Annotated in this window: 11 protein-coding genes; 3 read left to right on the plus strand and 8 right to left on the minus strand. The window is 72.7% G+C overall.

The window, feature by feature from the left end; all coding sequences use genetic code 11:
* Positions 1 to 5: 5 nt before the first annotated feature.
* Positions 6 to 1376, minus strand: coding sequence for a hypothetical protein (locus tag C1N81_RS15730; RefSeq protein WP_394429553.1), 1371 nt, complete (start codon positions 1374 to 1376; stop codon positions 6 to 8).
* A 527-nt stretch (positions 1377 to 1903) separates the two neighbouring features.
* On the opposite strand from C1N81_RS15730, the gene sepH reads away from it, so the two are divergent.
* On the plus strand, positions 1904 to 2977 hold the full coding sequence (gene sepH, locus C1N81_RS15735; protein ID WP_394429555.1) for a septation protein SepH: 1074 nt from the start codon (positions 1904 to 1906) through the stop codon (positions 2975 to 2977).
* Between the two features lie 130 nt (positions 2978 to 3107).
* On the opposite strand, the gene C1N81_RS15740 is transcribed toward sepH, so the two are convergent.
* Positions 3108 to 3968 carry a sulfurtransferase gene (locus tag C1N81_RS15740; RefSeq protein ID WP_394429557.1) on the minus strand — a complete coding sequence of 287 codons (861 nt, stop codon included), beginning with the start codon at positions 3966 to 3968 and terminating at the stop codon, positions 3108 to 3110.
* A 288-nt stretch (positions 3969 to 4256) separates the two neighbouring features.
* On the opposite strand from C1N81_RS15740, the gene C1N81_RS15745 reads away from it, so the two are divergent.
* Entirely contained in the window at positions 4257 to 5033 is a 777-nt protein-coding gene (locus C1N81_RS15745) for a VOC family protein (RefSeq protein ID WP_394429559.1), read from the plus strand.
* Between the two features lie 33 nt (positions 5034 to 5066).
* Here the strand turns inward: C1N81_RS15745 and C1N81_RS15750 are convergent, their stop codons facing one another.
* From C1N81_RS15750 to C1N81_RS15765, 4 genes are all read right to left on the minus strand, one after another.
* Positions 5067 to 5711: a thymidine kinase gene (locus tag C1N81_RS15750; RefSeq protein WP_394429561.1), complete on the minus strand. Its 645-nt coding sequence runs from the start codon at positions 5709 to 5711 to the stop codon at positions 5067 to 5069.
* Between the two features lie 80 nt (positions 5712 to 5791).
* Positions 5792 to 6979, minus strand: a complete 1188-nt coding sequence (locus C1N81_RS15755) for an alkaline phosphatase family protein (protein ID WP_394429563.1) — start codon at positions 6977 to 6979, stop codon at positions 5792 to 5794.
* A complete protein-coding gene (locus tag C1N81_RS15760) occupies positions 6976 to 7575 on the minus strand; it encodes a DUF5998 family protein (protein WP_394429565.1) in 600 nt (199 codons plus the stop codon). Before C1N81_RS15760 ends, C1N81_RS15755 begins: the two co-directional genes overlap by 4 nt.
* A gap of 56 nt (positions 7576 to 7631) precedes the next feature.
* The gene (locus C1N81_RS15765; RefSeq protein ID WP_394429567.1) at positions 7632 to 10472 is read right to left on the minus strand and encodes a bifunctional acetate--CoA ligase family protein/GNAT family N-acetyltransferase; all 2841 of its coding nucleotides are present in this window, start codon (positions 10470 to 10472) and stop codon (positions 7632 to 7634) included.
* 214 nt (positions 10473 to 10686) lie between these two features.
* Between C1N81_RS15765 and C1N81_RS15770 the strand changes: the two genes are divergently transcribed.
* On the plus strand, positions 10687 to 10968 hold the full coding sequence (locus tag C1N81_RS15770; protein ID WP_394429569.1) for an HPr family phosphocarrier protein: 282 nt from the start codon (positions 10687 to 10689) through the stop codon (positions 10966 to 10968).
* Between the two features lie 126 nt (positions 10969 to 11094).
* Here the strand turns inward: C1N81_RS15770 and C1N81_RS15775 are convergent, their stop codons facing one another.
* Both C1N81_RS15775 and C1N81_RS15780 read right to left on the minus strand, forming a co-directional pair.
* Positions 11095 to 11781, minus strand: coding sequence for a GntR family transcriptional regulator (locus C1N81_RS15775; protein ID WP_394429571.1), 687 nt, complete (start codon positions 11779 to 11781; stop codon positions 11095 to 11097).
* Between the two features lie 282 nt (positions 11782 to 12063).
* Positions 12064 to 12864: a M23 family metallopeptidase gene (locus C1N81_RS15780; RefSeq protein WP_394429573.1), complete on the minus strand. Its 801-nt coding sequence runs from the start codon at positions 12862 to 12864 to the stop codon at positions 12064 to 12066.
* Positions 12865 to 12874 lie beyond the last annotated feature (10 nt).

Raw genomic sequence — 12874 nt, forward strand, 5'->3', positions numbered from 1 at the left:
GTCCGCTACTGGTCCGGGCTCTGCCGTTCCGAGCCCGTGCCCGATCCCGTGTCCGCGCCCTGCCCCGCGCCCTGCCCCGCGCTCTGCGATGGGGTCGGCGTGGGCGTCGGGGTCGGCGTCGTGTTCCCGTCACCGGAGCCGGAGCCGCTGTCCGAGCCCTGGTCCGACCCCGTTCCGGAGCCGGTGTCCGCGCCCGTACCGGAGCCGTCGTCCGAGCCGCCGCTCCTGCTCGGCGTCGGGGTCGGCGTCCCGCTGTCGCCCGTGGACGAGCCGTCGCCCTTCCGCACACCGCCGTCGGAGCCACTGCTGCTGCCGTCGGACGGCTCCGTGGTGCCCGGGGTGGAGTCGCCGCCCCCGTCACCGTCCCCGGACGACCGGTGCCCGCTGAAGGCGTCCCGGAACGTGGTGCTGCCGCTGTCCCCGCTGAAGCTGTGCCCCGCGACCAGCTCGTACGTCGTGATGCCGCCCATGGTGACGCCGAAGACGACGGCGGCGGCGATCAGTGGCCGCTTCCAGCTCTTGACGCGGGTCCGGTGGACGGTGCCTTCGGTGAACTCCTCGTCGGCGGGCGGCATATCCGTCGCGGGCCGCAACGCGCGCGTGGCGTCGTCGATGTGGGGCGTGCCGACCCTGAGGAGTCGCGTCCTGTCGGGGTCCGCGGCGCCGAGCAATTGTGTTTTGTCGGAATCCGCGGCGCCGAGCAACTGCGTCTTGTCGGGGTCCTGGCCTGCCGCGCCAAGCAGGTGCGTCTTCTCGAACTCCGGACCGGCCGAACCGAACTCCGGGCCGGCCGTACCGAGCTGCGGGCCGGCCTTACCGAGCTGCGGGTCCGATGCCACGGTGCCGAGCAGCCGGGTCCGCTCCGGGTCGGCCGCGCCCAAGAGCTGGGTCGCCTCGCTCTCCGGGCCCTCGGCGGCCGCCACCTCCGCCCCCGTACCCCACGTCGTGGTGGTCGGCAGGACACCCGGCGCCATGGCCTGCGTGGCGTCAGCAGGGCCACCCGGCGTCGCGTCCATCGGAGCGTCCATCGTGGCGTCCATGGTGGCGTCCGAGCGGAACGTGCGCGGCACGGGACGGCCCTGCGCCGTGACCGGTATGTGCCGCCCCCTGGGCTTCGTCTGCACCGCGACGTCACGTATCTGCTCGCCGGTGCGGCGGAAGAAGTGCTGGAAGACGGTGCCGCCGCAGGTGGCGATGGCGCTGACCACACCGGCGCCGAGGATCGTGCCGTAGACGCCGAAACTGGAGGCGAGCTTGGCGGCCACGACCGCGGCGACGGCACTGCCCGCCACCTGAGGCACGCTCAGATCCAGCCGCTTCTTCCCTTGGGGCACACCCTGCCCGCCTTGCTCGTCGCGGAAGTTGTCCGGCCTCACACCCATCTCCGGTTCCGACCAGCCTTTCTCGACATACCGCCCGTTTTCGCACCGAAGCTCCCGAGGCTACGCGAACTTCCTGTGCCGCATGAGAAAGGGACGTATGGCCGAAGCCGTCAGTTCCGTTTCTGGAGATTCCGTGAAGCACGCCACGCGCATCCGTCGCGAATCGGGCACACCCCCAAGGCGCCCCGGGCCCAACTCCCGCACGGCACGAGAACTTCGGCGGCGCGCCGATCCACGCGAGTGGCCCGAATGGAGTACTGTTGCGAGCCCTGGGTCCGGTCTCCCGCCAGGGTGTCCGGGGCCTTCCAGGACCACCGGGAGGGGGCTCGTTGCACAGGGTGACGACTTCGGTCACTTAGCGTTGCGAATGGATAACCGTGCCATAACGGCGCTCTCGGGTCGATGCCCGACACGCCGGGCAACTCGGCAAGGTTGTGGCAGGCTGCACCCGGGCAGGCCACACTCGACTAGCGGAAGCAGCGACGCACGTGACGTCGGCAGGCACCACCCGGGAGGTCCCCATGCCCGAACTGCGTGTCGTGGCCGTCTCTAACGACGGCACACGGCTGGTGCTGAAGGCTGCGGACAGCACGGAGTACACGCTTCCGATCGATGAGCGCCTCCGGGCCGCCGTGCGCGGCGATCGTCCGCGCCTCGGCCAGATCGAGATCGAGGTGGAGAGCCACCTCCGCCCACGCGACATTCAGGCGCGTATACGGGCAGGCGCGTCCGCCGAGGAGGTCGCCCAGTTCGCGGGCATCCCGGTGGATCGCGTACGCCGCTTCGAGGGCCCCGTGCTCGCGGAGCGCGCCTTCATGGCCGAGCGGGCCAGAAAGACCCCTGTGCGCAGGCCCGGTGAGAACACCGGACCGCAGCTCGGCGAGGCGGTGCAGGAGCGGCTGCTGCTGCGCGGCGCCGACAAGGAGACCGTGCAGTGGGACTCCTGGCGCCGCGACGACGGCACCTGGGAGGTTCTGCTCGTCTACCGGGTCGCGGGCGAACCGCACTCGGCGAGCTGGACCTACGACCCGCCCCGCAGGCTCGTCCAGGCCGTGGACGACGAGGCGCGTTCGCTGATCGGCGAGTCCGACGACATCGGCGCGCCCGAACCCACGTTCCCGTTCGTGCCGAGGATCGCCCGGCTGCCCAGGGACCGTCCGCTGGACCGCGCCCTCGACCGGCAGTTGGAGCGTCCCGCCCCGCCGGAGCCGCCCGCCGCCGAGGACAACCTGCCGGCGATCGCCTCCTCCTCGGAGCGCGACTCGCTGACCAGCCTCCTGGAGGCCGTGCCCAGCTACCGCGGCGACATCGTGGTGCCCGAGCGTCCGACGACGGCCCCCGAGCCGCCGCAGGAGGAGCCCGAGCCGCCCGCCGCCGTCGAGCTGGAGGAGCCCGCCGCGCCCGCCGCCTCTGCGGGCGCGGGAGCCGCGTACGCGGACGTGCTGATGCCGCGCAGCGTCGCGGGCCACCGGGACCGCCTGACCGGCACCACGGACCGCCAGGCCGAGGCCGACGGGGTGCGCCCCGGACGCCGGGCCGCGGTGCCGAGCTGGGACGAGATCGTCTTCGGCACGCGCCGCAAGAAGCAGGAGTAAGTAAGCGGCCGACAGTACGTGCTGGCAGTGAGTGCCGGCATTAAGTACTGCTGCGTACCGCTGTACGTCTTACGTCGTAGGGGCCCGCGCCGATCGGTCGGCGCGGGCCCCTACGACGTACGCGTGACCGTTACTGCGGGTCCGGGCCCGTCGCCACCGGGCGGGACTCGTCCGCGGACCACTCCGACCACGACCCCACGTACAGCTGCGCGTCGACGCCCGCCACCGCGAGCGCCAGGACCTCGTGGGCGCCGGACACGCCCGAGCCGCAGTAGACGCCGACCTCGCCCGCTCCCCCGGTCGCACCCAGGGCCTTGAAGCGGTCGGCGAGTTCGGCGGCCGGGCGGAACCGGCCGTCCGCCCCGACGTTCTCCGTGGTCGGCGCCGAGACGGCGCCCGGGATGTGGCCGCCGACGCGGTCGATGGGCTCCACGTCGCCCCGGTAGCGCTCGGCGGCACGGGCGTCCAGAAGGAGACCGGAACGGGCCAGGGCGGCGGCGCCGTCCGCGTCGAGGAGGCCGGTGGCACCCGGTGCAGGTTCGAAGGTGCCCGGCTCGCGAGGTGCCGCGGGCCCCTCCTCCAGCGGGCCGTCCCAGGCGGCGAGGCCGCCGTCCAGGACCCGTACGGAGGGGTGCCCCGTCCAGCGCAGCAGCCACCAGGCGCGTGCCGCAGCCCAGCCCTGTCCGCCGTCGTACACGACGACGTCGCGGTCGGCCGACACGCCCGCCGCGCGCATCGCCGCGCCGAAGTCGGCCAGGTCGGGCAGCGGGTGCCTGCCGCCGCCCGCGCCCGCGTGACCGGCGAGCTCCGCGTCGAGGTCGACGAAGACCGCGCCGGGGAGGTGGCCCGCTCCGTACTCGGCGCGGCCGTCGAACGCCGGTTCTCCAGCGGCTTTCGCGGTGCTGAGCTGCCAGCGGACGTCGAGCAACACGGGCGGGTGATCCCCCGCCAGCTCGCTCGCGAGGTCGGATGCGGTGATGATGGCATTCATGGGGGCCATCCTTGCTCATGGTCTGGCCCGAGCGCCCGCCTTCGGATAGCGTGCTCGATCGACTACCGAGCGTCATCCGGTCGGACACGGCCGGGCCGTGGCGCGGAAACGTCGGCGAAACAACGTTTCGGGCATTCTCTGTGCGGAGCCCAGCGGATTCGGCGCGGCCAGGAAGCGCCCCGCGGCACGGAGTGCCACCATCGAGCACGGGCGCGACGACACGAGGATTCCCGACCGCGGGCCTTGAGGGTTCCGTTCCGCGGGTTCCGTTCCGAGGAGAGAGTGACGATGACCGAGGCAGCAGCCAGGCGTGCGCCGGGGACACCCTGCTGGGTGAGCTTGATGGTGCACGACATGGCCGCGACCCAGGAGTTCTACGGGGCTTTGTTCGGCTGGGAGTTCCGGCCCGGCCCCCAGCAGCTCGGCCCGTACGCGCGGGCCCTCCTCGACGGCAAGGAGGTGGCCGGCATCGGCAGTCTGCCGTCGGGACGGCACCTGCCGATCGCCTGGACCCCCTATCTGGCCTCGGACGACGTGGACGAGACGGCCGCGTCGGTGCGGCAGTGCGGCGGCACCGTCGGCGTGGGCCCCTTGGACGCGGGCGAGGCGGGCCGGATGGCCATCGGCTCGGACCCGTCGGGCGCCGTGTTCGGCGTCTGGCAGGCGGCCGAGCATCTGGGCATGGCGGTGACGGGTGTGCCCGGCGCGGTGGCGTGGAACGAGCTGGTGACGCGGGAGACCTCCAGCGTCTCGAAGTTCTACCAGTCGGTCTTCGGCTACACCGAGGAGGCCGTCGTCTCCGCCGACTTCGATTGTCTGACGCTGCTCGTGCAGGGGCGTCCGGTGGCCTCCGTGCAAGGCGTGGGACATGCCCTGCCGCGCCATCGCGGATCGCACTGGACGACGTACTTCGAGGTCAGGAACGTGGACGAGGCGGTGGAGCAGGTCGCCGACCTCGGCGGCCACACCGTGACGTCCGCGCGGAACGGCTCCCTCGGCCGGGTCGCGCGGGTGGCCGACCCCGAGGGGGCGGAGTTCGCGCTGGTGACGTCGGCCCCGTCCTGATCGTTTCTGCGCGGCGGCTCGCCGAACGGGATGTCAGGCTACCGGGAGCACGTCGGGCGACAGGGCCGCCGCGTGCGCCGTGGCGCTCGTCGTGCGCTTGCGGTGGTGGCGCCTGCACAGCACCTCGTAGCCGATCTCGTCCTCGGCGTGGTTGACGTCGCCGACGACGACCTGGGCGCCCTCGACGACCATCTCGCCGTTTATGGTGCGGGCGTTGTGCGTGGCGCGGGCGCCGCACCAGCAGAGCGCCTCGACCTGCAACACCTCGACGCGGTCGGCGAGTTCGACCAGGCGCTGCGAGCCGGGGAACAGCTTGGAGCGGAAGTCGGTGGTGATACCGAACGCGAAGACGTCGAGGTCGAGATCGTCGACGACGCGGGCGAGCTGGTCGATCTGGCCGGGCGCGAGGAACTGCGCCTCGTCCGCGATCACGTAGTCCACCTTGCCGCCCTGCGAGAGGCGGTCCACGACGTACGCATACACGTCGAGGTCGTCGGCGACCTCGACGGCGTCGGTGACCAGGCCGAGGCGGGAGGAGAGCTTGCCCTCGCCGGCCCGGTCGTCACGGGTGAAGATCATCCCCTGCAGTCCGCGGGCCGAGCGGTTGTGCTCGATCTGCAGAGCCAGCGTGCTCTTTCCGCAGTCCATGGTTCCGGAGAAGAACACCAGCTCGGGCATGGGGGTTCGAGCGCCTTTCGCGTGAGACGGAAAACCGTGGGACGGAAGACCGCGGGACGGAGAACAAGGGAGAGCGGGCTTCAGGCGCGTACTTCGAGGAGCGGTACGAGCTGTTCGGCCGGGGTCATGGAGCCGTGGTTGCCGACCATCAGGGACTCCTTCGGCTCGGTGCGCGAGGCCGTGATCAGTACGTCGTCGCGGGCGGCGGCGATGACGTCGCCGAGCCGGTCGCGGACCCGTACGTCGACCTGCGGGCCGAACCAGCCCGCGGCGATCGCCTCCTCGCGGCTCGCGACCCAGAACTGCTCCCCGAGGACTTCGTGCCACACTGCGAGCACGTCGCCCTGCGCGCCGGGCACCGCGTACACATGGCGCGCGCGGCCTTCGCCGCCGAGCAGGGCGACGCCCGCGCTCAGCTCCCAGTCCTCGTCGAAGTCGATGCGGGACTGTTCGTCGAAGGGGATGTCGAGCATGCCGTGGTCGGCAGTCACGTACAGGGCGCTGCGCGGCGGGAGTTGCTCGGCGAGGCGCTGGGCGAGCCGGTCGACGTAACCGAGCTGGCCGCGCCAGGGGTCGGAGTCGACGCCGAAGCGGTGGCCCTTGCCGTCGACCTCGCTGTAGTACGTGTAGACGAGCGAGCGGTCGCCCTCGGCGAGCTGGGCCGCGGCCAGGTCCATCCGGTCCTCGCCGGAGAGGCGGCCGTGGAAGGTGCCGCCGCTCAGCGCGATCTTGGTGAGGGGTGTCGACTGGAAGGCGGGTGCGGAGACCTGGGCCGTGTGGACGCCGGCCTCGTGGGCGCGCTGGAAGATCGTCGGGTACGGCTGCCAGACCTGCGGCTTCGTCCACGGGGTCCAGCGGAGCTGGTTCATCAGCTCGCCGGTGGCGGGATTGCGCACCGTGTAGCCGGGCAGGCCGTGGGCGCCGGGCGGCAGGCCCGTGCCGACCGAGGCCAGGGAGGTCGCGGTGGTGGCGGGGTAGCCCGCGGTGATCGGGGTTCCGGTGCCGCCGCGCGAGGAGGCGACTAGCGAACTGAGGAACGGGGCCTCGCCCGGGTGCGCCTTCAGCTGCTCCCAGCCGAGGCCGTCGATCAGGAAGACGCAGGCGCGGTCCGCGGGGGCCAGCTCGGGGATCGCGGCCTCGCAGCCGGGGACGCCCAGGTGGGAGCCGAGGGTGGGCAGCAGGTCGGCGAGCGATCCGGAGCCGTACGCCGGGACGGGAGCGGTGTGGACGGGCAGCGGCTCTACGTCGTCCCAGGCGGCCTGGGTCATCGCCGTCCCGCGTCCACGGTGGCCTCGGAGAGGGCCTGGGCGAAGGCGAGCGCCTGGCGCACGGTCTCGGGTCCGTCGCCCGCCTCGCTGACGCGCAGGCTCAGGTCGTCGGCGGTGGAGCTGCCCGTGTAGCCGTGGTCCGCCTCGCAGTTGGGGTCGCCGCAGGCGGCGGGCTCCAGGTCGATGCGGGAGACGGCGCCCCAGCCGATGGTGAGCACGACCTCGCGCGGGAGCGTGCCCGGCACGTACTTCTCCGGGTTGGCGACGACGCGGCTGAGCACGACGGAGGAGATCCGGTCGAGCTTCACGGACTCCGTGGACGTGGTCGCGTACGGCGTCGGCGAGGTGGTGTCGGCGGCCTGCTCGTCGGTGTGGCTGACGATGAAGCGGGTGCCGGTCAGGACCAGGACGGTGACATGCCTGCGGACCTCGTTCGCGTCGAACGTGGTCTCCTGGTGCACGAGGTACGACGAGATCGGCTCGCCGCCGACCGCGGCCTCCACCGCCTCGGCCACGAGGGCCGGGTAGTAGCCGCTGCGCTCGATCGCCGCTCGCAGCCCTTGGGTCGTCGTACTGGTCTTGGCCATGAGGTCCATCCTAAGGCCGGACGGGGACTGCGGTTGCGCCTGTGGATAACCACCGCGGGCCGGTGTCAATAGGCGACGGGCAGGGTGCGGGGCCCGAGGTCGTCCCGGGCCGGGGGCGGGGCGAGGCGGACCGTGGCGCCGAGCACGGTCAGGCCCTGCTGCGCGACGACGACCGGTTCGAGCGTGACGCCGACCACCTCGGGATGGTCGTCGACGAGCCGGGACACCCGCTGGAGCAGCTCCTCCAGGGCCGGTGTGTCGACGGGCGCGGCGCCGCGCCAGCCGAACAGCATCGGGGCCGTCTTGATGGAGCGGACCATCGACTGCGCGTCCCGGTCGGTGACCGGGACCAGGCGGTGCACGGTGTCGCCGAGCAGCTCGGACGGGGCGCCGGCCAGGCCGAAGGAGAGCACCGCGCCCGCGGCCTGGTCGATGACGGCCCGTACGACGGTGTCGACGCCGCGCGGGGCCATGGACTGCACGACGGGCCGCAGCTCGGCCGGGCTGCCCAGGTGCTCGGTCAACTCCTCGTAGGCACGCCGCAGGTCCGTCTCGTCGGCCAGGTCCAGGCGTACGCCGCCGAGGTCCGCGCGGTGGCGCAGGTGCGGGGCGGTCGTCTTGAGGGCGACGGGGTAGCCGAGGGCGCGGGCGGCGTCGGCGGCGCCGGTCGCGTCCGGCGCGGGCAGGGTCTGCCGGATGGCGATGCCGTAGTGCGCGAGGAGTTCGCGGGCCTGCTCGGTGGTGAGTTCGAGGCCGCGCGGGTCGTCCTCCTTGGCGAGCAGTTCGCGGATGAGGGCGGCGGCCCCGGCCTCGTCGATGTCCTCGTACTCGGGCACCCTGCCGGGTTCGGCCGCCTCGCGCCGCCACTGGGCGTACCGCACGACCTCGGCCAGGGCGCGGACGGCGCGCTCGGCGGCGGGGTAGGCGGGGATGAGGCGCGGGGTGTCCTCGGCTGCCTTGTCGGGCGCCGGCGTCGGCGTGGACGCGCGCGTGCCGGTCGTGTCCGGCGCGTTGGGGCCGGTGCTGGCCGCGGCGGAGAGCGCCTCGGCCAGGCCGCCCAGTTCGACGTGGACGACGAGGACGGGCTTGGCCGGCGCGGCCGCTGCGGCGGCGCTGAGGGCGGCCGCCAGCTCCGCGTCCCCGGCCGGGTCCTCCCCCACGGCGGGCATGGCGGTGACGACGACGGCGTCGGTCTTGTCGTCGGCCAGAGCCGCGTCGAGCGCGGCGCGGAAGTCCGCCGGGGTCGCCGCCGTGGTCAGGTCGCGGGGCGACTTGGGGCGCAGTCCTTCGGAGAGGCACACGTCGTAGGTGAGCAGGCCGAGCGACTCGGAGTTGCCGAGGATGGCGACGCGCGGCCCGGCGGGCAGCGGCTGGCGGGCCAGGAGGAGGCCCGTGTCGACGAGTTCGGTGATGGTGTCGACGCGGATGACGCCCGCCTGGCGCAGCAGCGCGGAGACCGTCGCGTACGGCAGGCGCGTGGCCCGTACGGCGTGCCCGGTGGGGGCGATGCCGCTGTGCCGGGCGCCTTGCACGACGACCAGGGGCTTGGCCTCGGCGGTGCGGCGGGCGAGGCGGGTGAACTTGCGCGGGTTGCCGATGGATTCGAGGTACATGAGGGCGACGTCGGTGTCCGGGTCGTCGTACCAGTACTGCAGGACGTCGTTGCCGGAGACGTCCGCGCGGTTGCCCGCGGAGACGAACGTGGAGATGCCGGTGGCGCCGGTGACGCCGCCGCCCCTGCGGTGCAGGCGCGCGAGGAGGGCGATACCGATGGCGCCGGACTGGGCGAACAGGCCGATGCGCCCTGGGCGCGGCATCTCGGGGGCGAGCGAGGCGTTGAGGCGGACGTCGGGCGAGGTGTTGACGACCCCGAACGCGTTCGGCCCGATGAGGCGCATGCCGTACGAGCGGGCCTGGCGGACCAGTTCGCGCTGGCGCTCGCGCCCCTCGGCGCCGCTCTCCGCGTAGCCGGCGGAGACGACGACCAGGCCCTGTACGCCGCGCTCACCGCATTCGGCGACGACCTCGGGCACGTACGGCGCGGGGACGGCGACGACGGCCAGGTCGACGCGGTCGGCGGGGTCGATGTCGCGCACGCGCCGGTGGGCGGGGACGCCGTCGATCTCGGTCAGGTCCTCGGGGAACGCCTTGTTCACGGCGTACAGGCGGCCGGTGTACCCGGCGTCCCTGAGGTTGTCGAGGACGCCGCGGCCGACGCCGCCGGGCGCGCGCCCCACGCCGATCACGGCCACGGAGCCGGGCGCGAGGAGGCGCTGCACGGAGCGGGCCTCGGCACGCTGCTCACGCGCGCGCTGCACCGCCAGGGACGCCTCGGTGGGCTCCAGGCCGAACTCGAGGCGGACCACGCCGTCCTCGAAGCTGCGCTTCTGGACGTATCCGGCGTCCCGGAACACCTTGATCATTTTGGTGTTGGCGGGCAGGACCTCGGCGGCGAACCGGCGGATGCCGCGCTCGCGCGCGACGGCCGCGATGTGCTCCAGGAGGGCGCTCGCCACTCCCCTGCCCTGGTGGGCGTCCTGGACGAGGAAGGCGACCTCGGCCTCGTCGGCGGGGGCGGAGGCGGGGCGTCCGGTGGCGTCGATGCGGTCGTAGCGGACGGTGGCGATGAACTCGCCGCCCACCGTGACGGCGAGCCCGACGCGGTCCACGTAGTCGTGATGGGTGAAACGGTGGACGTCCTTGGCGGACAGACGCGGGTAGGGCGCGAAGAAGCGGTAGTACTTCGACTCGTCCGAGACCTGTTCGTAGAAACTGGTCAGGCGCTCGGCGTCGGCGGGGGTGATGGGCCTGACGCGGGCGGTGGCGCCGTCGCGCAGCACCACGTCCGCCTCCCAGTGGGCGGGGTAGGCGTGCCCGTCCGACGGGGTCTCCGTACCGGTCTCCATGGCGCAAGGGTAGAGCGAGGCACCGACAGTCGTACGGGTCGCGTCCCGCGCGAGGCACCGACATCCGTACGGGTCGCGTCCCGCGCGCGTGGGAGGCAGGCTATGCATGGCCGGGAGGCGGTGCGGCGACGGGACCCGGGTCCTCGTCGATCGCCGCTCCCCGGTGTGTGAGAATGGTCTAGACAACCTTGGAACATCTGAAGGGCAGCATCACATGGCTGAGCGCCGCGTCAACGTCGGCTGGGCCGAGGGCCTCCACGCCCGCCCCGCCTCCATCTTCGTCCGCTCGGCCACCGCGGCCGGCGTCCCCGTGACGATCGCCAAGGCCGACGGCAACCCCGTCAACGCCGCCTCCATGCTCGCGGTGCTCGGCCTGGGCGCCCAGGGCGGCGAGGAGATCGTCCTCGCTTCCGACGCCGAGGGTGCGGACGCCGCGCTCGACCGTCTGGCGAAGCTGGTCTCCGAGGGCCTCGACGAGCTGCCCGAGACTGTCTGATCCGTTTCTCACGGCGAAGCCGCGCGTTTCCCTTCGGGGCGCGCGGCTTCACTGTTTCCTGATTAGCGTCAATTCAATCCCGCGAATGCCACGGAATTCCCCAACGCTTTGTATACGGGCTTTCTGTTAATTCCGGAGACCCGCCGTGTTTACGGCATGTTGCGAAGTCCTCACCGGGCCGCCCGCGCGCGGGACGCGCAGCCTGTGGGCGGAGGCGACGCGCTCGGCATGGCGGGCGGTCAGCGTGCGGGCCCGCTCGGCGTCACCCCGCGCCACGGCGTCGACGATGGCACCGTGCTCGGCCCACGACTCGGCCGGCCGGTCCGGGGCCTCCACGGCGTACATCCAGGCGATCTTGTGCCGGAGCTGGGTGAGCAGGGCGATCAGGCCGGGGCTGCCGGAGGCCTGCGCCAAGGTCTCGTGGAACCAGCCGTCCAGGGAGCGCAGATCCTCGTTCCGGTCCGCCCTGGAGCGCTCCTGACCCAGCCTGACCAGGCCGCGCAGGACTTTCAGATGGGCCTCGGTGCGGCGCTGCGCCGCCCGCGCCGCACCCAGCGGTTCGAGCAGCAGCCGGACCTCAAGGAGGTCGGCGGCCTCCTGCCCGGTGGGTTCGGCCACGCACGCGCCCGCGTGCCTGCGCGTGACGACGAACCCCTCGGCCTCCAGCGTGCGCAGCGCCTCGCGCACGGGCACGCGCGAGACACCGTAGCGGCGTGCGAGCAGCTCCTCAGTGAGCCTGCTGCCGCGCGGGTAGACACCCGCGACGATGTCATCGCGAATCGCGGTGCATACCGAGTGCGCGGGAATCCGCATGATTCGACCTCCGCTTTTGATCCCCGCGCAACGCGGTCGACCGACGCCCGTGCGGGCGCGCTCCCTGCAACTTCGTCCCGACTCTATTCCACGGTTCTCGAATTTCCGACGGGGGACCGGAATTCATGGATATTTTTTGGCCAGGTCAGGAAGTCCGCCGGACGGTGCGATCGCACGCGAAAGCCCCGGCTCGGTGAGCCGGGGCTTGCTGAGCGGAGGCGTGCGCCGGACGCGTAGGCGCATGCCGGACGCGAAAGCGTGTGTCAGACGCGGAAGCGTGTGTCAGACGTTGACGCCGTGCGAGCGCAGGTACGCGACGGGGTCCATGTCGGAGCCGTACTCGGGCGACGTGCGGGCCTCGAAGTGCAGGTGCGGGCCCGTGACGTTGCCGGTGGCGCCGGAGAGGGCTATCTGCTGGCCGGGGGTGACCGACTGACCGACGGAGACGCCGATGGACGACAGGTGACCGTACTGGGTGTACGTACCGTCGTTCATCTTGATCACGATGTTGTTGCCGTAGGCACCGCCCCAGCCCGCCTCGACGACGGTTCCCGCGCCGACGGCGTGCACGGACGTGCCGCTCGCCGCGTGGAAGTCGATGCCGGTGTGGCTGCCGGAGGACCACAGGCCGCTGCTGGCCTGGTAGCCGGTGGAGACGTACGAGCCGGAGATCGGGGCGACGAAGCTGTTGAGGAGGCGCTTGCGCTCGGCCTCGCGGGCGGCGCGCTCCTTGGCCTCGCGCTCCTTGGCGGCCTTCGCCTCGGCCTGGCGCTTGGCCTCCTCGGCCCTCTTCTTGGCCTCGGCCTCGGCCTTCGCCTTGGCCTTCGCCTTGGCGGCCGCCTCGTCGGCGGCCTTCTTCTGAGCGGTGGCCTGCGCGTCGATCTGGGCGGCCATGGAGTCGCCGATGGCGATCGCCTGGGTGAGGCCGTTCTGCTCGGGCGCCGCGGGGGCGGCGAGTGCGGGGGCGGCGAGGCCGCCGACGACACCGGTCGTGGTGAGCGCGGCGACGCCCGCGACCTGCGCGGTGGTGCGCGTGAGACGGCTCGGACGACGGTGCTTCCCGGTGGCACGGGTGAACGCCATGCGGTGGCTG

The organism is Streptomyces sp. SGAir0957 (assembly GCF_043523415.1).

What these genes read in the sequence shown, in the direction of transcription:
- sepH (WP_394429555.1), top strand. Translation starts at nt 1,904, where the DNA reads ATGCCCGAACTGCGTGTCGTGGCCGTCTCTAACGACGGCACACGGCTG.
- C1N81_RS15740 (WP_394429557.1), bottom strand. Translation starts at nt 3,968, where the DNA reads ATGAATGCCATCATCACCGCATCCGACCTCGCGAGCGAGCTGGCGGGG.
- C1N81_RS15745 (WP_394429559.1), top strand. Translation starts at nt 4,257, where the DNA reads ATGACCGAGGCAGCAGCCAGGCGTGCGCCGGGGACACCCTGCTGGGTG.
- C1N81_RS15750 (WP_394429561.1), bottom strand. Translation starts at nt 5,711, where the DNA reads ATGCCCGAGCTGGTGTTCTTCTCCGGAACCATGGACTGCGGAAAGAGC.
- C1N81_RS15755 (WP_394429563.1), bottom strand. Translation starts at nt 6,979, where the DNA reads ATGACCCAGGCCGCCTGGGACGACGTAGAGCCGCTGCCCGTCCACACC.
- C1N81_RS15760 (WP_394429565.1), bottom strand. Translation starts at nt 7,575, where the DNA reads ATGGACCTCATGGCCAAGACCAGTACGACGACCCAAGGGCTGCGAGCG.
- C1N81_RS15765 (WP_394429567.1), bottom strand. Translation starts at nt 10,472, where the DNA reads ATGGAGACCGGTACGGAGACCCCGTCGGACGGGCACGCCTACCCCGCC.
- C1N81_RS15770 (WP_394429569.1), top strand. Translation starts at nt 10,687, where the DNA reads ATGGCTGAGCGCCGCGTCAACGTCGGCTGGGCCGAGGGCCTCCACGCC.
- C1N81_RS15775 (WP_394429571.1), bottom strand. Translation starts at nt 11,781, where the DNA reads ATGCGGATTCCCGCGCACTCGGTATGCACCGCGATTCGCGATGACATC.
- C1N81_RS15780 (WP_394429573.1), bottom strand. Translation starts at nt 12,864, where the DNA reads ATGGCGTTCACCCGTGCCACCGGGAAGCACCGTCGTCCGAGCCGTCTC.